At 36.3% G+C, this 23,667-nt stretch carries 25 protein-coding genes and 1 riboswitch; of the genes, 17 read left to right on the top strand and 8 right to left on the bottom strand.

Annotated features, from left to right (window positions below; all coding sequences use genetic code 11):
• Nucleotides 1–22: 22 nt before the first annotated feature.
• Nucleotides 23–199: riboswitch (cobalamin riboswitch) on the bottom strand.
• Nucleotides 200–1,295: 1,096 nt separating this feature from the next.
• A complete protein-coding gene (gene cdd, locus H6W52_RS01685) occupies nucleotides 1,296–1,778 on the bottom strand; it encodes a cytidine deaminase (protein WP_076396514.1) in 483 nt (160 codons plus the stop codon).
• A 99-nt stretch (nucleotides 1,779–1,877) separates the two neighbouring features.
• Between cdd and namA the strand changes: the two genes are divergently transcribed.
• From namA to H6W52_RS01670, 3 genes are read left to right on the top strand one after another with little or no spacing between them, the layout of a single operon-like run.
• Complete coding sequence (gene namA, locus H6W52_RS01680) at nucleotides 1,878–2,930, top strand: NADPH dehydrogenase NamA (RefSeq protein WP_116096168.1); 1,053 nt, start codon at nucleotides 1,878–1,880, stop codon at nucleotides 2,928–2,930.
• Between the two features lie 38 nt (nucleotides 2,931–2,968).
• Nucleotides 2,969–3,262, top strand: a complete 294-nt coding sequence (locus H6W52_RS01675; protein ID WP_116096170.1) for a DUF2752 domain-containing protein — start codon at nucleotides 2,969–2,971, stop codon at nucleotides 3,260–3,262.
• 17 nt (nucleotides 3,263–3,279) lie between these two features.
• Nucleotides 3,280–3,612: a CCC motif membrane protein gene (locus H6W52_RS01670; protein WP_116096172.1), complete on the top strand. Its 333-nt coding sequence runs from the start codon at nucleotides 3,280–3,282 to the stop codon at nucleotides 3,610–3,612.
• Between the two features lie 71 nt (nucleotides 3,613–3,683).
• Here the strand turns inward: H6W52_RS01670 and H6W52_RS01665 are convergent, their stop codons facing one another.
• Nucleotides 3,684–5,219: an endonuclease gene (locus H6W52_RS01665; protein ID WP_116096174.1), complete on the bottom strand. Its 1,536-nt coding sequence runs from the start codon at nucleotides 5,217–5,219 to the stop codon at nucleotides 3,684–3,686.
• Between the two features lie 221 nt (nucleotides 5,220–5,440).
• On the opposite strand from H6W52_RS01665, the gene H6W52_RS01660 reads away from it, so the two are divergent.
• Complete coding sequence (locus H6W52_RS01660) at nucleotides 5,441–5,755, top strand: hypothetical protein (RefSeq protein ID WP_116096176.1); 315 nt, start codon at nucleotides 5,441–5,443, stop codon at nucleotides 5,753–5,755.
• 63 nt (nucleotides 5,756–5,818) lie between these two features.
• Here the strand turns inward: H6W52_RS01660 and H6W52_RS01655 are convergent, their stop codons facing one another.
• Both H6W52_RS01655 and H6W52_RS01650 read right to left on the bottom strand, forming a co-directional pair.
• Complete coding sequence (locus H6W52_RS01655; RefSeq protein WP_076396528.1) at nucleotides 5,819–6,343, bottom strand: DUF4136 domain-containing protein; 525 nt, start codon at nucleotides 6,341–6,343, stop codon at nucleotides 5,819–5,821.
• 1 nt (nucleotide 6,344) lies between these two features.
• The gene (locus H6W52_RS01650; protein ID WP_029294953.1) at nucleotides 6,345–6,527 is read right to left on the bottom strand and encodes a DUF5522 domain-containing protein; all 183 of its coding nucleotides are present in this window, start codon (nucleotides 6,525–6,527) and stop codon (nucleotides 6,345–6,347) included.
• Nucleotides 6,528–6,567: 40 nt separating this feature from the next.
• Between H6W52_RS01650 and H6W52_RS01645 the strand changes: the two genes are divergently transcribed.
• From H6W52_RS01645 to hemL, 4 genes are all read left to right on the top strand, one after another.
• The gene (locus H6W52_RS01645; RefSeq protein WP_076396530.1) at nucleotides 6,568–6,894 is read left to right on the top strand and encodes a hypothetical protein; all 327 of its coding nucleotides are present in this window, start codon (nucleotides 6,568–6,570) and stop codon (nucleotides 6,892–6,894) included.
• A 231-nt stretch (nucleotides 6,895–7,125) separates the two neighbouring features.
• On the top strand, nucleotides 7,126–8,034 hold the full coding sequence (locus H6W52_RS01640) for a 1-aminocyclopropane-1-carboxylate deaminase/D-cysteine desulfhydrase (protein ID WP_116096178.1): 909 nt from the start codon (nucleotides 7,126–7,128) through the stop codon (nucleotides 8,032–8,034).
• A 15-nt stretch (nucleotides 8,035–8,049) separates the two neighbouring features.
• Nucleotides 8,050–9,108 carry a glucosaminidase domain-containing protein gene (locus H6W52_RS01635; RefSeq protein WP_116096180.1) on the top strand — a complete coding sequence of 353 codons (1,059 nt, stop codon included), beginning with the start codon at nucleotides 8,050–8,052 and terminating at the stop codon, nucleotides 9,106–9,108.
• A gap of 72 nt (nucleotides 9,109–9,180) precedes the next feature.
• Nucleotides 9,181–10,464, top strand: a complete 1,284-nt coding sequence (hemL, locus tag H6W52_RS01630; RefSeq protein WP_116096182.1) for a glutamate-1-semialdehyde 2,1-aminomutase — start codon at nucleotides 9,181–9,183, stop codon at nucleotides 10,462–10,464.
• Nucleotides 10,465–10,567: 103 nt separating this feature from the next.
• On the opposite strand, the gene H6W52_RS01625 is transcribed toward hemL, so the two are convergent.
• The 3 genes from H6W52_RS01625 to H6W52_RS01615 form a co-directional block, all read right to left on the bottom strand.
• Nucleotides 10,568–11,731, bottom strand: a complete 1,164-nt coding sequence (locus H6W52_RS01625) for a hypothetical protein (RefSeq protein ID WP_194304368.1) — start codon at nucleotides 11,729–11,731, stop codon at nucleotides 10,568–10,570.
• Nucleotides 11,732–11,929: 198 nt separating this feature from the next.
• A complete protein-coding gene (locus tag H6W52_RS01620; protein ID WP_116096186.1) occupies nucleotides 11,930–13,141 on the bottom strand; it encodes a hypothetical protein in 1,212 nt (403 codons plus the stop codon).
• A 25-nt stretch (nucleotides 13,142–13,166) separates the two neighbouring features.
• The gene (locus tag H6W52_RS01615; protein WP_116096188.1) at nucleotides 13,167–15,635 is read right to left on the bottom strand and encodes a TonB-dependent receptor domain-containing protein; all 2,469 of its coding nucleotides are present in this window, start codon (nucleotides 15,633–15,635) and stop codon (nucleotides 13,167–13,169) included.
• Nucleotides 15,636–15,822: 187 nt separating this feature from the next.
• On the opposite strand from H6W52_RS01615, the gene H6W52_RS01610 reads away from it, so the two are divergent.
• The 4 genes from H6W52_RS01610 (at nucleotide 15,823) to H6W52_RS01595 (ending at nucleotide 19,981) form a co-directional block, all read left to right on the top strand.
• The gene (locus H6W52_RS01610) at nucleotides 15,823–16,500 is read left to right on the top strand and encodes a response regulator transcription factor (protein WP_076396546.1); all 678 of its coding nucleotides are present in this window, start codon (nucleotides 15,823–15,825) and stop codon (nucleotides 16,498–16,500) included.
• A 51-nt stretch (nucleotides 16,501–16,551) separates the two neighbouring features.
• Nucleotides 16,552–17,583 (top strand): sensor histidine kinase, encoded by a 1,032-nt coding sequence (locus tag H6W52_RS01605; protein ID WP_116096190.1) that lies wholly within the window; start codon nucleotides 16,552–16,554, stop codon nucleotides 17,581–17,583.
• A gap of 132 nt (nucleotides 17,584–17,715) precedes the next feature.
• Complete coding sequence (locus H6W52_RS01600) at nucleotides 17,716–18,312, top strand: IS1096 element passenger TnpR family protein (RefSeq protein ID WP_116096192.1); 597 nt, start codon at nucleotides 17,716–17,718, stop codon at nucleotides 18,310–18,312.
• A 319-nt stretch (nucleotides 18,313–18,631) separates the two neighbouring features.
• The gene (locus tag H6W52_RS01595; RefSeq protein ID WP_116096194.1) at nucleotides 18,632–19,981 is read left to right on the top strand and encodes an alpha-amylase family glycosyl hydrolase; all 1,350 of its coding nucleotides are present in this window, start codon (nucleotides 18,632–18,634) and stop codon (nucleotides 19,979–19,981) included.
• Nucleotides 19,982–20,147: 166 nt separating this feature from the next.
• Here the strand turns inward: H6W52_RS01595 and H6W52_RS01590 are convergent, their stop codons facing one another.
• Nucleotides 20,148–20,285, bottom strand: a complete 138-nt coding sequence (locus tag H6W52_RS01590) for a hypothetical protein (RefSeq protein WP_157967231.1) — start codon at nucleotides 20,283–20,285, stop codon at nucleotides 20,148–20,150.
• A gap of 40 nt (nucleotides 20,286–20,325) precedes the next feature.
• On the opposite strand from H6W52_RS01590, the gene H6W52_RS01585 reads away from it, so the two are divergent.
• The 5 genes from H6W52_RS01585 (at nucleotide 20,326) to H6W52_RS01565 (ending at nucleotide 23,665) form a co-directional block, all read left to right on the top strand.
• Complete coding sequence (locus H6W52_RS01585) at nucleotides 20,326–20,766, top strand: hypothetical protein (protein ID WP_116096196.1); 441 nt, start codon at nucleotides 20,326–20,328, stop codon at nucleotides 20,764–20,766.
• 114 nt (nucleotides 20,767–20,880) lie between these two features.
• Nucleotides 20,881–21,675: a thymidylate synthase gene (locus H6W52_RS01580; protein WP_116096198.1), complete on the top strand. Its 795-nt coding sequence runs from the start codon at nucleotides 20,881–20,883 to the stop codon at nucleotides 21,673–21,675.
• A gap of 44 nt (nucleotides 21,676–21,719) precedes the next feature.
• The gene (locus H6W52_RS01575) at nucleotides 21,720–21,962 is read left to right on the top strand and encodes a hypothetical protein (RefSeq protein ID WP_116096200.1); all 243 of its coding nucleotides are present in this window, start codon (nucleotides 21,720–21,722) and stop codon (nucleotides 21,960–21,962) included.
• Complete coding sequence (locus H6W52_RS01570) at nucleotides 21,959–22,264, top strand: hypothetical protein (protein WP_116096202.1); 306 nt, start codon at nucleotides 21,959–21,961, stop codon at nucleotides 22,262–22,264. Before H6W52_RS01575 ends, H6W52_RS01570 begins: the two co-directional genes overlap by 4 nt.
• Nucleotides 22,265–22,345: 81 nt before the next feature.
• Nucleotides 22,346–23,665: a serine hydrolase domain-containing protein gene (locus H6W52_RS01565; RefSeq protein WP_116096204.1), complete on the top strand. Its 1,320-nt coding sequence runs from the start codon at nucleotides 22,346–22,348 to the stop codon at nucleotides 23,663–23,665.
• Nucleotides 23,666–23,667: the final 2 nt, after the last annotated feature.

The raw sequence follows: 23,667 nt of genomic DNA, 5'->3' as shown, positions 1-23,667 counted from the left end.
TACTTTTCCTCCGAAAGCAATGTTTTTAAGATTACATTTTGGCAGGTCTCCTGACTTTCGCTTTCTACACCTTCCCGTTTTCACAGTGGTTTATCGTAGAAATCTTATATGCGATTTACAGTTGCGGGGACAGTTTGGGATTTTCGCCCAATTCCCTTTTCATTCCAAATTAATGGAAACCAAAATTTTTGCAAAGATAACTTTTTTAATTTATTGACAAAAAAAATACCCATTAAGTATCTTTTTAATAAAACAATGATTTGTTGCATTACATACGAAAAACAATTTCAGAAGCTATTTCCAGCTTTCGCTACTCGCTTTTTTTGGATTCGGCGGCGGCTTTTGCCGCCGCCGAATCCAAAAAAGAGCTCAGACATGCCGCTCAATCTGGGCTAGGAAAATAAAACCGCAGAAAATAAACAGCTTTATAAAATTCAGATTCTATTGAAAAATAAATAATTATTTTAAGTAAAAATTATTTAAAATGTATTAAAATCTTACTTTAAGTTTCTTTAAACTCATTTTAAATTTAGCCGCAAAAAAGACAAAAGACTTTATTGGATTTATTTAAGTATTTCAAAAGTCTGCAAAGAGAAAAAATCTTTGATCTTTTAAACTTATGTGCTCTTTTTTCTATTGAAGGATTAAACTTAAAAAACTAAAGTGTTTAAATCTTTTGTGGTAAAAAGCATAAACAAGTTTTTTAATTACTTTAAAATAAGCATCACTAAGGAAGAAAATCAAAGATTTTCAAAAACTAATGGGTTCTTCTATTTTAAATACGCATCATTTAAAATCTTATGTGATGAAAGAAAGTCCCTTCTTAAAAAGCTTTCCCTTAAATCATTAAAATACAAATGAAAAATTCAGACAGAATTTAAGAGTCTGTTTAAATTTTTTTAAAATAAAAATACTCTTATTGAAAAAAAACTAAGGCGAAAGGTCTGATAAAAGTTCTATTCTTTTAAGACGCAAGGAGAAAATTAAAAATTTTCTTTTATAATGCTGATGAAATTTTATCGCAGATAAAATCCTTGTCCCTTAAAGCATAATATTTTAAACAACTTTGCGATTTTGCGAAAATCCAACCTGAATTCTTATTTACTATTATTTAAACATTTTAAAAGTCTGTTTAAACTTTATTTAACCGCAAAAGTCACAAAAGATCTACTAAATTTTTTATTTAAAGTTGATTTTTATTCTTTTGAGCGCTTTGATTATTCTGGAAATTCACTTTAATATTATCTTTTGTCCCTTTTGCGGTTAATTCTGAAATTAGTTTAAACAAGTTTTAACTATAAAAAAGTACCGTCAAAATAAAACGGCAGAAGATCCTTAATAGAATGTACCTTCACCACCTCATCATTCAGATTAGAAAAATAAAGCTCAATATTTTCATTCTGCTTCGTTTCATATTCAATAATACTCTGTCTGCACGATCCGCATGGCGGAATCGGCGGATTTTTCTCAGAAAACTCCTTCGGTCCGCCTACAATAAAGATTTTCTTTATTTTTTCAGACGGAAAATTTGCCCCGATCCAGAACAAAGCAGTCCTTTCCGCGCAAAGTCCCGAAGGATACGCCGCATTCTCCTGATTGTTCCCGGTGTAGATCTCTCCGTTTTCCAGAAGCACAGAACAGCCAACCAGAAAATGAGAATAGGGAGCATAAGCATTCTCGCGCGCTTCTTTCGCTTTTGCAAATAATTTTTTTTCTATATCGTTCAGTTCGCCTTTATTGTTAAAATATTCGTAACTGATATGAGTTTCTTTTTTCATATATTGTGGGTTTAAAAAAAGGGGGATAAATTTACTTTTTTTTCATGAGGTGGGCAACACCATCACATTCTTTAAAAATTTTAAAAATCAGATCAAAAAATGTTATACACTCCAATCAGATTCAGAAATGTTGAGTTGAAAAACCGTTGGGTAATGTCTCCAATGTGTATGTATTCTTCCGAAAACGGATTAGCCAACGACTTCCATTTTGTGCATTATGGAAGCAGAGCGCAGGGCGGAACCGGACTAATCATCCTTGAAGCAACGGGAGTAGAACCGCGCGGAAGAATTACCAACCACTGTATGGGAATCTGGAACGACGAACAGGCAGAAAAACTCCAGAAAATTGTAGAATTTGTACACCAGAACTCAGAAACCAAAATAGGAATTCAGCTTGCGCATGCCGGAAGAAAAGGATCTGCATGGAACAATGTACAGATCCCGATTGAAGAAGGCTGGGAAACCATCGCACCAAGTCCGATTCCGTATCATCCGACCGAAAGAATTCCACATGTTTTAACCATTGAGGAAATTAAAGAACAGGTTGAAAACTTCAGACAGGCAGCAAGAAGATCTGTAGATGCAGGTTTCGATGTCATAGAGATTCACGCGGCACACGGTTATCTTATCCATCAGTTTTTATCACCGCTTTCCAACATCAGAACCGATGAATACGGGGGAAGTTTCGAGAACAGAATACGGTTTTTAGTTGAAATCGTAGACGCCGTGAATGAAGAATTAAATGAAAATGTAGCCTTATTTGTAAGAATTTCCGGAACAGAATATGCAGAAAACGGCTGGGAAATAGAAGACAGTGCTGAGCTTGCTAAAATCCTTAAAAATCATTCGGTAGACTTGGTTGATGTTTCCAGCGGAGGAAATATTCACGGAGTAAAAATTCCGGTTCACGACGGTTATCAGGTTCCGCTTGCGTCACAGGTGAAAAATGAGGCAGAAACAAAAACAGGAGCAGTAGGATTAATTACAAAAGTCAATCAGGCAGAGGAAATTCTGCAGAAAGGAGAGGCAGATTTAATTTTTATTGCCAGAGAAAGTTTAAGAAATCCTTACATCGCCGTTCAGGGTTCCTTTGAAATGGATGAAGACTGCTTCTTTCCGCATCAGTATTTAAGAGCAAAAATTTCTAAATAATTTTTTTATATATTTGAGAATCATAACCCTGTATTAGAATGAAAATAGAAGACTTTATGCTGCCTTGTCCCATCAAGAAATTCTTTGGAATCGACTGTTTTGGGTGTGGAACGCAGAGAGCTATTGTCATGGTTTTTGAAGGCAGGTTTGGAGAAGCATTTCATATGTTTCCTGCGGTATATACTTTATTGCTTTTTTTCGGAACGGTTTTCCTAAATTTTGTAGACAGAAAACGGAATTACAGTAATGTTTTAGTTTTTCTTGCCATCATCAATGCAGTTATTATGGTGACTTCTTATTTTTATAAACATTTATACTTACCTATACATTAATCAATTAAATTATAACTATGGATCAACAAAAATTACCTAACGCAACGGCGGTATTAATCTTAGGAATTGTATCAATTGTCGGATGTTGTTGTTACGGACTTCCGGGACTTATTGCAGGGATCATTGCATTGGTACTGGCTAAAAAAGACGGAGAACTTTACAGAAAAAATCCCACGGCTTATTCAAACTACGGACAATTGAATGCCGGAAAAATAATGGCAATCATCGGAATTGTATTAAGTATTTTATATGTAGTTTACGTTGTTGTCATGATCTCTACTCTTGGCTGGGACGCTATGAAAGACCCGCAACTGATGCAGGAGAGAATGAGAGATTTGATGGGACAGTAATTTCTTATTAGTTTAAAAATAAAAGCCTTCTTTCAATCGAGAGAAGGCTTTGTTATTTCTTAAAGAAAAATTTATTTCACAATAAACTTCAATGAAGAAGCATCTAATTTTAAAATATAAATTCCCTGCTCCAGATTTTTAATTTTAATAGAATTTTTACTGTTTTTAAAAGGCTGATCGATTGTCTGCATTACTTTTCCGTGAAGATTGTAAATCTCCGCTTTCTTAATATTCTGCGTTTCCCCTTTTACAAAAATTTCATTATTGGAAACAGGATTTGGCGAAATCTGTAATGTATTCTGATCTGAAATTAATTCAGAAGAAATACTTGGAGCCTGTCTTGCCGTTCCAGAATAACAGGTCCAGCTCAGATTATCAATAGCAACTCTGTTGGTGGTAGAATTGTTTTCTAAAGTTATAACGACGTTCCCCGAAACATTAATATTGCTGATAGTGGTTGTTGTCGCAGAAGTATTGTAAGGTACGGTTCCTACCGATATTCCGTTTACTTTAACGGTGAAGGTGTCATTAGAACCTGTAAATTTCAGTTGAGTAGTTATCGTCAAAGATCCGATTCCATTCGCTGAACTGCTTGATGTTAATGCGCCATCTCTAATAGTGATTGCTTTGGTGGAAATCGTCTGATCTGTTCTGGAATCTGTTGCTGTCCATGTAATACCATTATTTGTCCATGTTCTTGTGAGATAAGATGCTGAACTTTCAGAAGGAATGGTCTCAAATGTTTCGTTACCGCAGCTTGACGAGCTTGGTGGAGTAGATGTACCTCCGGAACCAGAAGCGGAGCCCCAGATTTGGGTCACGTAGTTAGGATTATCGATAAAAGGATTTCTGTTTCCCTGATAAGTATAAGAAGCATTGTTTCTGTTAATTTCCGCCTGAGAAACGGGATCCTGATTATGCCAAGCCAATAAAACATTCAATTCCCAAGTCTGCAAACCCGGAAAAGCAGAACTGCCCAACATATTTCCGGATGTAAACGTGGAGAGTTTGCTTTGGTATCTCGTCACAAAATAAAATACCATTCTTGCTACATCGCCTTTAAATTCATCAATAGGCTCGAACACTGTTCCCGAGAAACCTGAAGAAACAGAATTTCCAAGCTTAGAACCGTTTTTTGAAGTAAACGTTGCAGTTCCCACCTTTCCGAAAGGATAATTAGAGCGCATTCCGTTTACTTTTCCGTCCGTAGCTCTGATAAAATGGATATCTGAAACCATAGGAGAGGCTTCATTAAAAAAGCTCTGAGGAATAATATGTTCACGGTTATAACAATTTCCTTCCACCGAATACGTTCCGCACTGGTTGGTAACCGGTGTAAATTTGTAAGGATCTGTACCCACAGGTTTTTCCGAATAAATGTCCAGAATAGAACCATCATTCTCATAGTTCTTGTCGATGTCAGTGGTTTTGTACGCCGTCCAAAGTCCGTTATAGCCTTTGTCCAGATGTCCATTCGTGATAATAGTGCTTAATGCCGTTTTTAATGAAGCTCCGGAAAGTCCGTTTGCCGAATTGTAATATCCCGAAGGAGCCTGAGCATTTGCTAAAACAGAAGCAAATACAGCCATTAGTAAATGTTTTTTCATGTCAAGATTTTAGACTTTAAGATTACTATAAATTTATCAATAAAAAATTACGGAATTGTTAAATTTAATTATGCATAGAATTATATCTACTGTTAAATCTTTGCTTTTGTTGAGAATGAGCCTGTTTTGAAGGTCTCTTTTAGATTTTATGAATTAAAAAAAGATAATTTTCATCCTGCGCTTTGGCAGATATTTTGTGCTGTTCTTTATAAATCACCATTATGAATCACAAAATAAAAATCGCACTGGCATTAATTACCGGTGGGACTTTGGTTTATCTTAGCCGAAAGATGAAAAACTCAAAGAATGAATCTGAAATTTTCACAGGAGAAGACGATAACACCTATCAGAAAAATGAAACCTATTTTACAGCAGATGGTAAAATGTACAAAAACGGAAAAGAAGTCCACCTCAAAACCCCTGAAATTTCAGAAAAATCTGTAAACCGAAATTTCCGGAATGAAAGGATTCAGAAAAATTACGATACCCATCCACAAAACGTCGGCTATCATCATAAAGGAACCAGACATCATTAATTCAATAAAAAAGTCAATGCAGTAATTGCATTGACTTTCTTATATATTTGATTGATTTATATCTTATTTCATCGGAGGATAATTCTTCATGATCTCCGCCATGATCTCAGGAATTTGCTTTTGTTTCGCTTTAGGTCTGTCAACAGAAATTCCGCTTCCGATTCCCTGCCAAACCAGTTTGTTGGTTTTTGCATCTACCAGATCCACAATAATGGCTCCTTCATTATAGTTGCTCGTCCATGTTCTGTTCATGCCGATTCCCCATCCGAAAGGTCCGCCCCAACCCCATGCTCCGTAAGGTGAAGTCGTGGTAACGTCCGTTACTTTTTTATGGTTGGCTTTTACATTTACAATCAGATCAGGATTTTCTCCGGATTGAAGACCTTTGCTTTGAAGCTGTCTCGACAGTTCATTCAAAACTCTGTCTTTATCAATATCATTCAGTTTTAAATCATCAATTCTTAATTTATAAGTTTTGTATGAATTAAAATTTGCTGTGTCCGCATAGTCAGAACGTACGTTGAAAGGACTGCATGACGTTAAACCCAAAGTAGCCGAAGCTAACAGTAAGAAGATATATCGCTTCATTTTATTTATTTTTTTTATCGTTTTTAATAAATGTGTCGGTCTTTTTATCGTATCCGTAAGGACAATGTCTACAGCCACTTTTACAGCAATGTCCTCTCTTCAGATGAAACTTTTCCGTAAAAACCTTATACCCCTGCTCGTTGTAGTAAAAGTCTTCACCTTCTTTGATGTCAAAAAGTGCCATAGGTTAAATCTCTAAGTCAAAAAACTTTATATTTGTTAGTATGATAATTATATGCCAAAAGCCTTTAAAAAAATTAAAAATCAACGGCATCGCTCTGTTCCCTTTTATCTTCATTAGGAATCCCGAAGATAAGAAAAATAAAATATTGATTAATCATGAAAAAATACATTTAAGACAACAGTTGGAAATGCTCATCATTTTCTTCTATATTTTTTATGTAATCGAATATTATTACTGGTTTTTTAAACTGAAGAACAGTTATCAGGCGTACAAAAGAATCTCCTTTGAAAGAGAAGCTTATTCCAACGAACATAATTTGAACTATCTAAGGAAAAGAAAATTCTGGAGTTTCAGAAAATACCTTTAAAATCAGGAAGGGTTAAAGGATAATAGTTGTGGGAGATTAGATTTCCGGTAATTCGGCATAAAATTCCCCTCCTCTGGAGGGGTGGCGAAAATTCGAAAGAATTTTTGACGGGGTGGTCAAATATGTAAAAATAAAATTAACCCATCCTTATATTCAATGATAAACCTCACCTGTCCAAAGCAAGACTAAACACCCAAAAAACACTATTTTTGTAAAATAGATTCAGCCTAAATGGTATTAAATATTCCATCCAAAAAAATCCCGATTCAGGAAATTCCTCTTGGTAAAAAAGTGAGACTTTTCATGAAAAGGGAAGATTTAATTCATCCTCAGATTTCAGGAAATAAATACTGGAAGCTTTTTTTCAATATTAATAATTATCTGTCCGGAAATCCGGAAAAACCCTACATCATTACTTTTGGAGGTGCATTTTCAAACCATATTTCTGCCGTTTCAGCGGTTGGAAATTTATCAGATATTCCGACTTTAGGGATTATAAGAGGAGAGGAGCTGAAAGACAAATGGCGCGACAATCCGACTTTACTTTTTGCCAGAAGAAACGGAATGAATCTGAAGTTTGTAACGAGGGAAGAATATCGCCACAAAGAAAAACTGACTGAATTTTTACAAAAAGAATTCCCGGAAGCGCTCATCGTACCGGAAGGAGGAACCAATGAAGCCGCTGTAGATGGCGTAAAAATGATGCTGAATGACGATACAAAAGATTTTGATTATCTTTGCACCGCAGTAGGAACAGGAGGAACGGTTGCCGGAATTTTAAAATTCAGTGAAGAAAATCAGAAAGTTATAGGTTTTAAAGCGGTTGACGATGATTCACTGGAAAATAAAATCGTTAAACTAACTTCTAAGAAAAATTTTGATCTAATAGATTCAGATTTTGGAGGTTATGGCAAAATAAAGGACGAAAATGTCCGTTTTATTAATGATTTTAAAGAGAAATACGGAATTCCGCTGGAGCCGGTCTATACAGGAAAGATGATGCAGAAAATTTTCGAATTAATAGATGAAGATTATTTTCCTGAGAACAGCAAAATTTTGTGCTTCCACACCGGCGGTTTGCAGGGGATTGAAGGAGCCAATTTGCTTTTAGAAAAACAGAACAGAAATTTAATTATATAATTCAAATTGAAAAACATGAAAAGACTTTTCACCATCGTAAGCCTTTTAGTTTTATCAAAATTCTCAGCTCAGACCTGGGCAACCGAAGATCAGTACATCCAGAAATTTGCAAAATATGCAGTGGAAGAAATGGAAAAATATAAAATTCCCGCTTCTATCACGCTTGCACAGGGACTTTTGGAAACAGGAGGCGGACAAAGCCGATTGGCTCTGGAAGGGAAAAACCATTTCGGGATTAAATGTAAGGAAGACTGGACCGGAAAAACAATGAAGCACACCGATGATGCTCCGAACGAATGTTTCCGTGTTTACGACGATCCGAGACAGTCGTATGAAGATCATTCCATCTTTTTATCCACAAGAAAATATTACGCCAATCTTTTCAATTTAGATATGAAAGATTACAAAGCGTGGGCAACAGGTCTTAAGAAAGCAGGTTATGCAACAAATCCCCGATACGCTTCCATATTGATCGGAAAAATTGAAAGGTATAAATTGTACGAATTCGACAATACCAACTCAAAAGAAGCTTTATACGCCGTTCTGAAACTATATCCGGATCTGAAAGACGACAGAACTTTCATGGCTCAGCTGGAACCGGAAAAGTATACCAGAAAAGTAAAAGAACCTGTAACCGTTGAGGTTCCTTACAAACAGACTTCTTACGCTCAGCAACAGAAAAGAGTGGAAAGAATTAAAACAAAAGCAGAAATTCTTAATACTATTCTAATAAAAAGTCATCCAAATGACGGATTAAAGTACATCATCATTCCTGAAGATACCAACGTAGAATTCATTGCCAAAAAATTCAAAGTCAGTGAAAGCAAACTCATGAAATGGAATGAACTCGAAAGTGATGTTCTGAAGAAAAATGAAATTGTTTTCCTTGAATCTAAAAATTCTGACGGAATTACTGCAACCTACAAAGCCGAAGCTGGCGAAGATATGCATGATATCGCCCAGAAATTCGGAATTAAATTAAATAAATTATACGCCAAAAACAGAATGGATGAAGGACAGAAACCTTCCGCCGGACAAGTAATTTATTTGATTGATAAAAAACCCAGAAACTAAAATTTGTTGATGGTTGATAGTTGTCGGTAGATTGTTAAGCCACAACTATCAACTTTCAGCCAACAACGACATATGAAATACCAAAGAAGTTCAGCTTTATTCGAAGAAGCTTACAAATACATTCCGGGAGGTGTAAATTCTCCGGTGAGAGCATTCAAATCTGTAGGAGGAGTGCCTGTTTTTATGAAATCTGCAAAAGGAGCCTATCTTACGGATGCGGATGATAATACGTACATCGATTACATCAATTCGTGGGGACCCGCAATTTTAGGACATACACATCCCGAAGTTTTAGAAGAACTGAAAATTCAGGCTGAAAAAGGATTTTCTTTCGGAGCTCCGACAGAACTGGAAACAGAAATTGCAAAATTCATTACAGAAAACGTTCCGAATGTAGATCAGATCAGAATGGTTTCTTCGGGTACGGAAGCTTGTATGAGCGCGATCAGATTGGCGAGAGGTTTTACAGGAAGAGATAAGTTTATAAAATTTGAAGGCTGCTATCACGGTCATTCAGATTCATTTCTGATAAAAGCGGGAAGTGGTGCAGCGACTTTCGGAAATCCGAATTCTCCGGGCGTAACGGCTGGAACGGCAAAAGATACTTTACTGGCAAGATATAATGATTTTGAGCAGGTTGAAGATCTTTTTAGACATAACCAAGGCGAAATTGCAGCGGTAATTATTGAGCCGGTTGCCGGAAATATGGGCTGTGTTTTGCCGGAAAATGAATTTCTTCAGAAATTAAGAACAATCTGCGACGAAAACGGAGCTTTATTAATTTTTGATGAGGTGATGACAGGTTTCAGATTAGCTTTTGGAGGAGCTCAGGAACTGTACAATGTAAAAGCAGATTTGGTAACATACGGAAAAGTGATCGGAGGCGGACTTCCGGTAGGTGCTTTTGCAGGAAGAAACGAAATTATGGATCATCTGGCTCCAAAAGGAGGCGTTTATCAGGCAGGAACTTTAAGCGGAAATCCTTTAGCCATGAGAGCCGGACTGAAAACTTTACAGTTGATTAAAAATGATCCGGAATTCTTCAACAGACTGGCAAAAACTACGGAAACTTTGGATTTTGAAATCGGCAAAATTTTAAATGAAAAAGGAATTGCCCACAAAATCAACAGAAAAGGATCTATGATGTCGGTATTCTTCCATATTAACAGGGTTTCTAATTTTGATGAAGCTCAGGAAGCCAATCATGCATTGTTCAATAATTTCTTCCATCAGATGCTGCAAAACGGGATTTATCTTCCGCCAAGCGGTTATGAAACGTATTTCATCAGTGATGCGATTAAAGATAAAGAAATTGATATGACGCTGGAAGCAGTAAGAAAATTTGAATATTCTTAGTTGAAACAATATTGAAGGAGTAGATTTATTTCTGTCCTTTATTGAAACAGAATCGGCTTCAGATTTATCTGAAGCCGATTGTTTTATGTTATACAATTAATTTTTACTGTAAAGAAGACCAACCGATTGCCCAAGCCGGATTTCCAAGCTTATTTCCTGCCCCAATTGCATCTGTTTTTTCGTTGTAGGTATTGCTTAAGAGTGTTACACTGGAACCTGAAGTTGAGGTAGCAGTTACTTTATTCGTAACATTTGTATCGAAAAAAGCATCTTTAATTTTACTTTGTCCGTTAATATAGGTCACAGTCGGATCACTTTCAATAGAAAATCCGTTGGTCCAGTTAGAAACCACTACATTTTCAAAACTAGCATACGTTCCGGAATACAATCTGATGGCTTTGGATTCTCCCGAAGCTCCGCCCAAAAGCGTCACATTTTTAACAGTAGGGCTGGAAACTGGAGTTGCAGCAGGATTCGAAGCATTGTTAAGTCCTTTTATTGCGGCATTTCCAGAACCGTTTGTTTTTCTTTTAGTAAAAATATTGGTAGCGGTTCCGATCCATCCGTCTGTCCATACAAAGGCATCATCCTCGTTTCCTATGGAGACGATGTTGGAAAGATTTACCGTTCCTCCATACATCTGGATTCCGTCTTCTGCGCTATTAATCAGAGCAATATTTTCTACCTTCGTATCACTTCCTACCCCAAAAAGAGAAAGTCCGTTGAATTTTACATTGGTTGAAAAACTTACTCCTGCGTTTTCAATTTTCACATACGTCAGAGAACCTGAATTATCTGTTGCCGAAGTTCCTCCGTAAGCGGAATTTAAAATTTCCGAAGCGTTGGTTGTACCGGTATTTACAGGCGCTTTTCCGCAGATAACAACGCCGCCCCAACTTCCCGAAGTCTCTGTGGAAGATCTGAAGGAAACAGGAGAATTAAAGGTTCCGTTCGCAAATAATTGTCCGCCCTGTTCTACCAAAACATAAGAAGCTGCACCCGCTGTTGCAACAATTCTCGTTCCTGCCGGAATAACAAGTTTTCCTCCGTTTTTTACAGTAACAGCACCATTAAGTACATATACTTTTGTGGCATCCAGTGTTACAACCTGTCCACTTGTAACTTCCCCTTTGAAATTACTTGGATCTTTTGCAATTCCTACAACCGGAATAGTTGCAACGTCCTCATCTTCTTTATTACAAGAATGAACAACGAGCGATGTACTGATAATAAAAGCTGCTAAAATATGCTGAAAGCGGTTTTTCATAATGTTTTTAGATTTTACTTCTTTAAACAGATTTTTAAAGATCTGTTTATTTGAAAAGACCAAATTACCATTTTTCTTCTTATTTTCCCAATTGTATTTTAATGAATATAAAATTGTATCTGTTCATGAAAACGGCATCGGAAAAATCTTTCCGATGCCGTTTTTTGAATTTAATATGAAGAAACTAATTACTAACTATTAATTCATCGCGTCAGTCGTATCAAAGCTGGAAAGCCCTGTCCATCCTTTAGCCCAGTCTGGTAAAGCAGTACCGTTACCTGCACCTACTGCAGAATTGTTTTCTGTAAAGATCGAAGTGATGTCTACCGCAGTTCCCGCTGTATTTTTAGCTTTAGATTTTGTCGTAACATTTACAAATCTTAAGTTTTTGATGTAAGAAGCACCCTGGAACCACGTTAAAGTTCTGTCCGTTTCAAAATCAAGACCTGTTGTAAAGTTGGCTAAAACGATGTTATCAAACTGACCGTTAGAACCTGCTCTTACTTTCATCCCTTGAGATTCTGATCCTGCAGTGTTTCCTAAGAAAGTAGCATTGTTGATCATCGGATTAGAAGCTCCGTTTCCGAAAGTTGTGTTAGGATTTGTATCCTGAGTATCGGCTTCGATACCTCTGTTTCCTGGCTCAGCAGCAGTTTGGTATGCTTTCATTCTGGCAGCATAAAGGTAGTTTACTGTTCCTCTGTATCCTTCCGTCCAGTCGAAAGAATCATCTCCGACACCGGTTACCACAACGTGATCCAGATTTACATTTCCACCGAAACACTCAATACCATCATCTGCACCTGTTGTTACATACACGTAAGAAATTGTAGTTGCACTACCAACTCCGAAAAGAGAAAGTCCGTTGAATTCTTTTTCAGGATTGTATTTGAAACCACTGTCTTTAATTACAAGATATTTAATGATACCAGAATTATCAGCAGTATTTGTTCCACCGTATGTTAAATCTCCCAATTCTGAAGTAGAAGTACCTGAAGAAGTTCTGTTCGTAGGAGCGTTACCTAAGATAACAATTCCTCCCCAGTGTCCTTGTTTGTGGGTAGTACCTTCAAAAATTACCGGATTAGAAGAAGTTCCGTTTACGAAAATTTTACCCCCTCTGTCTACGATAAGGTAGTTTGCACCTTCCGCTACCGTAATTCTTGTTCCTGCAGGAATGATAAGGCTTGCGCCGCTTTCTACCATTACCTTACCGGTGATTGTATATACTTTTGAAGGATCTAATGTTATAGTGGTTCCGGCAGCAATATTTCCTTTGAAATTGCTCGGGTCGATTGTCGAAATTGTGTCTGTTGTATCATCATCAGAGTTGCTGCACGAAACGGCAACGGATGAGAATGCCGCAGTTAACGAGAAGAAAAGAGCAGCTTTTAAGATTGTTTTTTTCATAACTTTTTATAGATTTTTATTTTTATTAAAATTTATATGATAGATTTAATCCTAACTGACGACCTTTCGTGTAGTCTTTGTGGATAAATGTTTTCGTGGTGTTTTCCTGTTCGATTTTAAAGTGAGGGTTCAGTAAGTTCTTTGCAGAAATCCCGATTCCGATTTTATTTAAGGTAAAGCTTAAGTTCATATCCAGAATATCTCTCGGTACTTCATAGAAGTTTCCGATGAATCCTGTTCCTACAGAATAAAGGCTTTTACCGATATGAGAATAAGAAACTACAAAGTCTAAGCTGTTTACATTATTCCATTTATAGTTATATCCTACGTTTACGTTGGCAATAAAATCAGCAACTCCCTGGATTTTATCTTTTGGTGTGTTGAATACGATTGTTTTCCCTCCGTTATTTTTAGCAATTTCGTTTTCAGATTTAAATTCCTGCTCAGAATGCATATAAGTTGCATTAAGGAAAGTGTACACTTTAGAATTATTCCACGAATAAAGGTCTTTTCTGAATTCAGCTTCTGCTCCTACAATATATCCCCAATCTGAAATGTTGAAATACGTCATGTCACTTGGTGCAGAACTCGCATAGCTTGTTCTTGCAATCGCGTTCTGGATGTATTTTCCGAAAGCTGTTACAGAAATAAGCTCTCCCGATTTCGGAAACATTTCCCATTTAAGATCTAAATTGTAATTGTCCGAAGGATTCAGGAACTGGTTTCCGTAAGTATTTGTCGTTACATCATAATAAGCAATCGGAATAATTTCTTTTGCCTGTGGTAAAGTATATGATTTTGAGAAAGCCAATCTTAAATTCTGCTTGTCATTAACGCTGTATTTAGCATTTAAAGCAGGTAAGAATTTATTGTATTGCTTATTCTTTTTACCGTCCTGTGCAATTGGATCCAACCATTTCATCTGCATATCGATATAATCGAAACGACCTCCAACCTGAACGATGAATTTATCTGAAAGTGTAATATCCACATTCGCTAACCCTGACTGAATATTCTGTTTTGCAGTATAATAAAAAGGATTAAACAACTTATCAATCGGCTGGAAAGTAATGTAAGAGAATAAAGAGTTGTTTCCTGCATTAATATATCCGTCGATATTGTTAGGATCTACTGGTACCACATTGCTGAAGTTCATACCGATGGTTGTATTTTCAAACCTTCTGTCTTTATACTGTCCGTCGTATCCTAAAGTTACTTTGAATTTTTCAAAAGTCTTGGTAAGATAAGCGTGTCCTAAAACCGTATTATCTTTCAGCTCATCAAAATATCTGTGGTTGTTGATCGCGCTTCCTGCAATAAGCTGAGAGTTTGTGGCATCGATCGTATTCTGAAGACGATCCGGTCTTTTGCTGTTAAGCATATTATAACCTAAAGCCCAGTCTGCAGACCATGTTTCACCCAGTTTGTGAGTACCCAGTAACTGATTTACCCAGGTTGTGGTAATTTTATTATCCCCTCTGTTGATGATTACATTTCTGTCTACATCATAAGAATATCCCTGATAAATTTTTGCCGACTGATCTGAAGAGTGAATGTAGTTGGATGTAAAGCTGATTCTGTGATTCGAGTTGATTTTATATCCTACATTAACTAAAGCAGTAGTATTTGTCTTATAATTAAAACGTTCTACATTCGTATAGTTTTTACTTGGCGTATTATCGAAGAAATAATACCCTTCCTGTCCTTGGCTGTATTCGTAAGAATTTTCAAATCCTGCATAACCAAATAATGAAAGCTTACCGAAAGTAGCCCCACCTTCAATATTCATATCTGTATTAAAAGGATTTCTGGCATTCTTGAAATTCCAGTTTGTCTGGAAAGGATATTTCTGATAAGGATTTCCTTTGGTGAAAGTAGTTTCTTTGTATCCGAAGAATCCGGGTGCTCCGTCCTGAACTTTGAAATCTTTTTTATCGAATGTCTGAAGATTGATGCTGCTTCCTAATCCTACCTTAAAATAAGGCTTTCCGGTGTGCTCTTTAGAAACAATGTTTACATTCGCTCCGCCGAAATCACCAAGCATTTTAGGATTATAAACCTTATCTAAAGAAATATATTCGATCATTGAGGTTTTGAAGATCTCAAGATTGATGTTTTTATATTCCGGATCGTCCGATGGAATCGGCAGTCCGTTTAACGTTGTGCTGTTATATCTGTCACCAAGACCTCTTACGAAGATCTGTCCGCTTCCTTCCTGCTTAGTCGTTCCGGTAGCTTTCGTTACAGCCGTTGCAGCATCTCCTACACCTTGCTTGGCAAGCTGTACAGAACCTACACGCTCTATAACTTCTACAGATTTTTTTTGTAAATTGATAAGGTTGGCTTCAGTTCCTTTTTTAGTAGATCCTTTAATGACTACACCTTCGATTTTCTTTTCTTTCTTTACGGTGTCGTTCTTGGTCTCTTGAGCGTAAAGTACAGTTCCCGATGTTGTTAAAAACAATACTGCGATACTCAGTTTTCTAAAATTCATTTCTTTTTTACTATATTCTTTCGGTGCAAAGGAATAAAGAATTGATGGGGTAAATGGTTTAGGGAAATTTAATTTTTTCTTAACTAAACATTAAGAAAAGAATATAATTGTTAACTTTATGTGAACGATACCCGTTTTGTTAAACAGTGATTAAAATATTATTAACTTTGACTCGTAAAAATTAAAAATGAACCAAAAGAAAATCCTCTTAATCGACGACGAACTGGATATTTTAGAGATTCTGTCTTACAACTTGGAAAAGGAAGGCTACGACATTTATACAGCCACTAATGGAAATGAAGGTATCGACAAAGCAAAGGAAATTGTTCCGGATCTGATTTTATTGGATGTCATGATGCCCGAAAAAGACGGTATCGAAACTTGCCAGGAACTTAGAAAAATTAAAGAACTGCAAAAAACTTTAATTGTTTTTCTTTCTGCAAGAAGCGAAGAATTTTCACAACTGGCAGGTTTTCAGGCAGGTGCAAACGACTACATTGTTAAATTAATCAAACCGAAAATTCTGATCTCCAAAGTAAACGCTTTATTGCAGTTAACTTCTCAGGTTTCAGACAACTCAAAATTAATTGAAATCGGAGATTTAATAATCGATAAAGACAACTTCAGGGTTTCTAAAAACGGACAGCAGTTTCTGCTTCCTAAAAAAGAATTCGATCTTTTGTATTTATTGGCTTCCAACACAGAAAAAGTTTTCAAAAGAGAAGAAATTTTGGAAAAAGTCTGGGGAAATGACGTGATCGTGGGAGAAAGAACCATCGATGTCCACATCAGAAGACTAAGAGAGAAACTGGGAATCAACACGATTCAGACATTAAAAGGAATTGGGTATAAACTTATTGTTTAATACTCAATTTCAATTTCTTACCTTTACATCAACCAATAAAACTTTGTAAAATTGAAATTTTACAGACTCACCCTCGTCGCCTCTTGTCTTCTGACATTGGTGATGTTTCTTTTAGTAATCATTTTCGATTCACTAAAAGACATCTATTACAGTACACCATTCTTTAAAATCGGACTGATCATTTGTCTTGTCCTGATTTTTATCATCAATTATATCGTATTGGAACTATTGTTCAATTATTATGGTAAAAAGCAGGTTCGTGGTCTTTCACAGCTTTTGCCACAGGAAATTGTTCATGATGATGATGAAAATATTACCATTAAAGAACTGGGTGAAAGATTTTCAGACCTTAATCAGCGAAAAATCACCGAGCTGGATATGATGAAAGAAATGGAAAGCTACCGTAAAGAATACATCGGAAACGTTTCCCACGAACTGAAAACACCTCTTTTTTCCATTCAGGGATACGTAGAAACTTTGCGCGACGGCGGAGTGGATAATCTTACCATCCGCGATAAATATCTGGAAAGAATAGATAAATCGGTGGAACGTTTAATTGCCATTGTAACGGATCTTGATATGATCAACAGGCTTGAAGCCGGCGAAATTAATCTTACAGTCTCAAGATTTGACGTTAATCTGTTAATCAAAGAAATTTTTGATCTTCTCGACTTAGAAGCGGAAAAACACAACGCAAGTCTGCAGATTCAGACTTTGCAGCCGCAGATTTTTGTGGAAGCAGACAAGCAGAAGATCTCACAGGTCTTTATTAATTTAATTTCAAACGCCATTCATTATGCTAACAGACAGGAAGCGAAAGTAGTGGTAAAAACCAGCGTCCTTAAAAATAAAGTTTTAATCGAAGTTATAGACAACGGAATGGGCATCAAATCCGAAAGTCTGCCAAGAATTTTTGAAAGATTTTACCGTGTGGAAACCAGCCGAAGCAGAAGGGAAGGAGGTTCCGGGCTTGGTCTTGCCATTGTAAAGCATATCCTTGAAGCGCACAACGAAAACATCACCGTGGAAAGCGTTTATCTGGAAGGAACAAAATTCAGTTTCATGCTGGAAAAAAGCAAATAATTTTTGCAAAATGTATGAAAAAAAAATATTTTAAAAAATAATGAAATATTTTTTTGTCACATCTCATTTATTTTATATTTGCAACAGAGATTTATCATAATAACAACGGCAAAAAAAGTAATTTAAAAACTGATGGTTTATAAAATCCGCGTAATATTAGATGCAAAAGAAGATATTTTCCGGGATATCGAAGTAAAAGGGAAACAGACGCTTTGGAACTTACATTTAGGCATTAAGAGTGCATTCAGCTTGCAGGGAGACGAGCTTTCCACTTTTAATCTGCTTGAAGAAGACGGAACAATTGTAAAAAGCGTTCCGCTAGAAGATATGAGTGACGATGGCGACGGAGAAATTATGTCGGATGTGTACATCGATGAGGCATTCGAAAATGCAGGAGATAAAGCTCAGTTCCAGTACGGACTTCTTGACCTTTGGGAATTTTTCTGTGAATTGGTTGAAGTTATCGACGAAACAAAAGGCGTTAATTACCCGATCACGGTTTACAGATTTGGAAACGTTCCTTTGAAAGCGCCTAGCAAAAACGGAAGTGGAGGATCCAAAAAGAAATCGGCAATGCCATTAATGGATGATGATTTCGGGTTCGATGACTTTGGAGCTACCGGAAACTTTGCAGACGAAGATGATGATGCTTTTGATGATGAAGAAGAAGAAGAAGACTACAACGACGATGCTTTCGATGATGAGGACGACAACGATGATGAAAGATAACCGGAAGGATTTCTAAAAATATACAGCCCTGAACATAAGTTTGGGGCTTTTTTTGTGCAGTAGTATAATCAGGAGCTGTTTCGCGCTTTCGCTACTCGCTTTTTCGTTTTTTTTCGGCGCGGCAGCGAAGCTGCCGCGCCGAAAAAAAACGAAAAGAGCTCAGACATGCCGCTCAATCGCGGCTAAGGTTTCAGACATTTGTACAAAACAGGTCAGAATACAACTTACTACATACTTTAATTTAATTTTCTGTACAAAATTAGAGACTCAGATTTCCGTTTTTTCGATCACAATCCCTATTTTTGTTAAAAGAGAATTAATGAAAAAGTTAATTTTAATCGCTGTAATAGGTTTAGGAATCATTTCCTGTACCACGCAAAAAGCTGCAAAAAACATGACGGATTTACCTAAAGACTGGAAACACACCACAAACATTTACGAAGTAAACGTAAGACAATATACAAAAGAAGGAACCTTCAGAGCATTTGAAAAAGAAATGCCGAGACTCAAATCAATGGGCGTAAAAACACTTTGGTTCATGCCAATCACTCCAATTGCACAGCAAAATAAAAAAGGAAGTCTGGGAAGTCCTTATGCCGCTTCAGATTACACCTCCATCAATCCCGAATTCGGCACTCTGAATGATTTCAAACACATGGTGAATGAAGCACACCGGTTAGGCTTTAAAGTAATCATAGACTGGGTTGCCAACCACACCGGTTGGGATCATATCTGGACAAAAACCCATCCCGATTTCTATTTAAAAGATCCGGACGGAAAATTCCATATCGCTTCCGGAATGGATGATATTATCGAACTCGACTATAAAAATCCGGAAATGCGTCTCGCAATGATAGATGCCATGAAATACTGGGTAAAAGAAACCAATATCGATGGATTTCGTTGCGATCTTGCTTCCTGGGTTGAAGTAGATTTCTGGCAGCAGGCGCGTCCTGAAGTGGAAAAAGTAAAACCACTTTTCTGGCTGGGAGAATTCGATGAACTCGAAAGTCCGGAATACGGAAAAGTTTTTGATGCAAGCTACTCGTGGAAATGGATGCACAAATCAGCCGATTATTACAAAAAAAATGAACCGCTTTCAGAACTTACGGATCTTCTGAGAAAATACTCTGCAATTGGAGACAGTTCAATGAGAGCGTGGTTTACAACCAATCACGACGAAAACTCATGGAACGGAACAGAATATGAAAAATATGGTGTCATCACAAAACCGATGGCTGTATTCTCTGCAACCTGGAACGGCGTTCCGCTGTTATATTCAGGTCAGGAATTACCCAACATGAAACGTCTGGAATTTTTTGAGAAAGATGTCATCAAATGGAGCAACGTTTATCAGAACGCAGACTTTTATAAGACACTCCTCAACTTAAAATCTTCTAATCCGGCACTGCGAGGAGGCGATTCTAATGTTACCACGTATCTTCTCAACACAACCGCTAACGACAAAATTTTAGCATATGTAAGAAAAAACGGAAACGATGAAGTTTTAGTTGTTTTGAATATGTCTAAAGATCCTGTAAACTTCTCTATTGAAGACGGACACCTTTCCGGAAGCTTTAAAAATATTTTTGAAAAAACAAAAAGAGACTTTAACAGCGGAAAAGATTTTAATTTCAAACCCGGAGATTACGCGGTTTTTGAAAAATAAATTCCTGTAAAATCTCCGCTTCTTGGGCGGAGATTTAACTTTAATGAGCGTATTTTAAACTTAATTTACTTCGTTTTATTTGTTTAAGATATAGTTAGGAGATAAAAATTCTGTTTAAACTTTTACTTAACCTCAAAAGCCACAAAAGATATACTAAATTTTTTATTTAAAGTTCATCATTATCAATGAAAAAGCTCACCATAGTTTTTAAAAATCTTTGATTTTTATTCTTTTGAGCGCTTTGATTATTCTGGAAATTCGCTTTAACATTATCTTTTGTCCCTTTTGCGGTTAATTCTGACATTAGTTTAAATAAGTTTAAAATATAAAATGAAATTCTGTAGATGGAAAAATCAAAAATATTAGAAGCAGTAAAAAGCAGAATTGCTGAAAAAATTCAGAAACTTGAAAAACTGATCGAAGAAACGCGCGCTTCGAACAACGATACCAAAAGTTCAATGGGCGATAAATATGAAACCGGACGCGAGATGCTTCAGCAGGAAATCAATAACCTGCAAAGACAACTGAATGAATCTTTAAATCAGCAATTCATTATTCAGAAAATATCATCAGATCCAATTTCAAAGGTGCAAAACGGAGCTTTGGTAAAAACAGATAAAGGTCTTTTCTACATTTCGGCATCGGCGGGAGAAATAATGGTAGACCAACAGAAAATAATGACGGTTTCTGTAGAATCGCCTTTGGCAAAAGCAATGTACGGACTAACTGAAAACCAGAATTTTTCTGTTAATAATGTTACTCAGAAAATTGTGGAAATATGGTGAAAATTCATTAGAGTGAAAAGCTTCTTTAACTTCAATAATACTTTTTTCCTAACTTATGATAGCAGAAAATCATTAAGATTTTTCTAAATTTGAACCTCAAAATAATCCTTCGAAATGCAAAATTACCTAGACCTTTTACAACATATTTTAGACAACGGAACCGATAAAACCGACAGAACCGGAACCGGAACGAGAAGTGTTTTCGGTTATCAGTTAAGATATGATTTGTCTGAAGGCTTTCCTTTGGTAACCACTAAAAAAGTGCATTTGAAATCCATTATTTACGAATTATTATGGTTTCTGAAAGGAGATACGAACATCAAATATCTAAAGGACAACGGAGTTTCGATCTGGGACGAATGGGCAGATGAAAATGGCGATCTTGGCCCCGTCTACGGAGCGCAGTGGAGAAGCTGGAACGGAGCGGATGGAAAAATTGTGGATCAAATTACCGATGTTATTGATCAGATTAAAAAAAATCCGGATTCCAGAAGGCTCATCGTTTCTGCATGGAATGTTGCCGAAATCCCGAACATGGCTTTAGCACCGTGTCACGCCTTATTTCAGTTTTACGTGGCAGATGGAAAACTATCGCTTCAACTGTATCAGAGAAGTGCCGATGTTTTTCTGGGAGTTCCCTTTAACATTGCAAGCTATGCATTATTGCTGATGATGGTTGCGCAGGTTTGCGATCTGGAAGTTGGAGATTATGTTCACAGTTTTGGAGATGTTCATATTTATAACAACCATTTTGAGCAGGTTAAAAAACAACTTTCCAGAGAACCAAGACCACTTCCTATCATGAAGCTAAATCCTGAAATTAAAGATATTTTCAGTTTCGATTTTGAAGATTTCACGCTGGAAAATTATGATCCGCATCCGGGAATTAAAGCACCTGTTGCAATTTAAAATATTGCCATAATTTCATTAACTTTGATATAAATTCAAAATATATGGAAATTAAAATCAGTTTAGACGAATATGCAGATGTGGCTTTCATTAAAAAACTTTTGTCGCAGATAAAAGGTATTACCCATATTGAAGTTTCAGAAGATCATAAAACCTATTCCTGGGAGGAAATTGAAAGTTCCGAATATTTTGCAAAAGTAATGGAGCAAAGTGAGAATGACTACAAAACCGGGAAAACTCAGGAATTAACAGACGATTTATTGAATGAAATTTTTAATAAAAAATGAAAATAACAATTTCAGAAACTGCGAGAATATCGTTGATTGAAATTATTGATTTTCTAAATGCCAAATGGACTGCAAAAGAAATTGCCGTTTTAGAAAACGATATTAAAAAATTCAGGCAGACAATGATGGATAATATCGTAAAACATCCATCTTTAGAAAATTTTCCTGATATAAAGTATACCCTTATCGGCAGGAACCAGATTAAGATGATGTATGAAATTAAAGCAGATGAAATAGTTATTAAATTATTCTGGCATTGCAGGCAAAATCCAGTAAGACTAAAATATTTTCTCAGTAAATAAAGAATAAAGTGAAGCCGAAAACTTCACTTTTTTTGTAACATCTCCTGAATTTTTTCAACTTATTCAGCAAATCTCAAAAGTATGTTGAAAAAGTTACTTTTCCTGTCTGTCATCAGTCTTTCAACGACTGCATTTTCTCAGGCTAATGTGAAGCAAAAATTAGCCGCTTACATAGATTCTTTGTATGCACATCACAAAATTATGGGAAGCTTTGCCTTTGCAGAAAACGACCGTCCTACCTTTGTGAAAGTTGTGGGTTTTGCAGATGCAGAAAAAAATCAGAAAGCGAATGTAAATACCCAATACAGGATCGGATCAATCAGTAAAACATTTACTGCCGTTTTGATTATGAAAGCTTTTGAGGAAAAAAAGATTTCCTTAGATCAGAAACTTTCAGAATTTTATCCTGAAATTCCAAATGCTGAAAAAATTTCCATCGAAAATCTACTGCAGCACAGAACAGGAATTCATAATCTGACCAGTGAAGCAGAATTCTGGCAGTACAACACCAAACCTCAGACAGAAAGCAGCTTAATCAGCATTATAAAAAAATACAAAAGCGATTTTGAACCCGGTTCAAAACACGAATACAGCAATTCCAATTACATTCTGCTCGGTTTTATTCTCGAAAAAATTTACAAAAAACCGTACGCCGTTTTGCTGAAAGATAAAATTACAAAACCTTTAAAATTAACACTTACAGAAGTTGGAGGAAAAATAGATCCATCGAAAGATCAGGCAAAAGCTTACCAATACATCAACGGAAAATATGTGGCTTCATCCGAAACGGATATGAGTATTCCGATTGGCGCAGGAAATATCATCTCTACTCCAAGAGATCTCCTCACTTTCATTCTTGGTCTCGAAAACGGAAAATTAGTGAAGAAATCCAGTCTTGAAAAAATGAAAACTTTTGTGGATGATTACGGATATGGCTTGGTGAAAGTTCCTTTCGACAAATATTCGGGATTTGGTCATACCGGAGGAATAGACAATTTCAGTTCCGCACTATTTTATTTTCCGGATCTGAAAATTGCCACCGCTTTCAGCACCAATCAGTCGGAAATGGATACCAATGACATTTCCATTAAAATGATTGAAACTGCTATGGGAAAAGATTTCGAAATGCCAAGTTTCAAAACCTATGAAATTTCAGAGAATGATCTTCAGAAGTTTACAGGAACTTATTCCAGCAAAGATGTTCCGTTAAAGATTAGCATTTTTATTGAAGATAAAAAACTAATGGCTCAGGCAACAGGACAAAGTGCATTCCCTTTAGAAGCAATTTCCGAGACAAGCTTTAAATTTGATATGGCAGGAATTGTTATAGATTTCTATCCCGCAAAAAAACAGTTTGTCATTATTCAGGGAGGAACAAAAAATAAGTTTACAAAAGAATAAAA

This window comes from Chryseobacterium sp. C2(2020), from assembly GCF_014218915.1.
GTDB classification, from domain to species: Bacteria; Bacteroidota; Bacteroidia; order Flavobacteriales; family Weeksellaceae; genus Chryseobacterium; species Chryseobacterium mucoviscidosis.
This window is presented reverse-complemented; position numbering and strand designations above follow the sequence as displayed.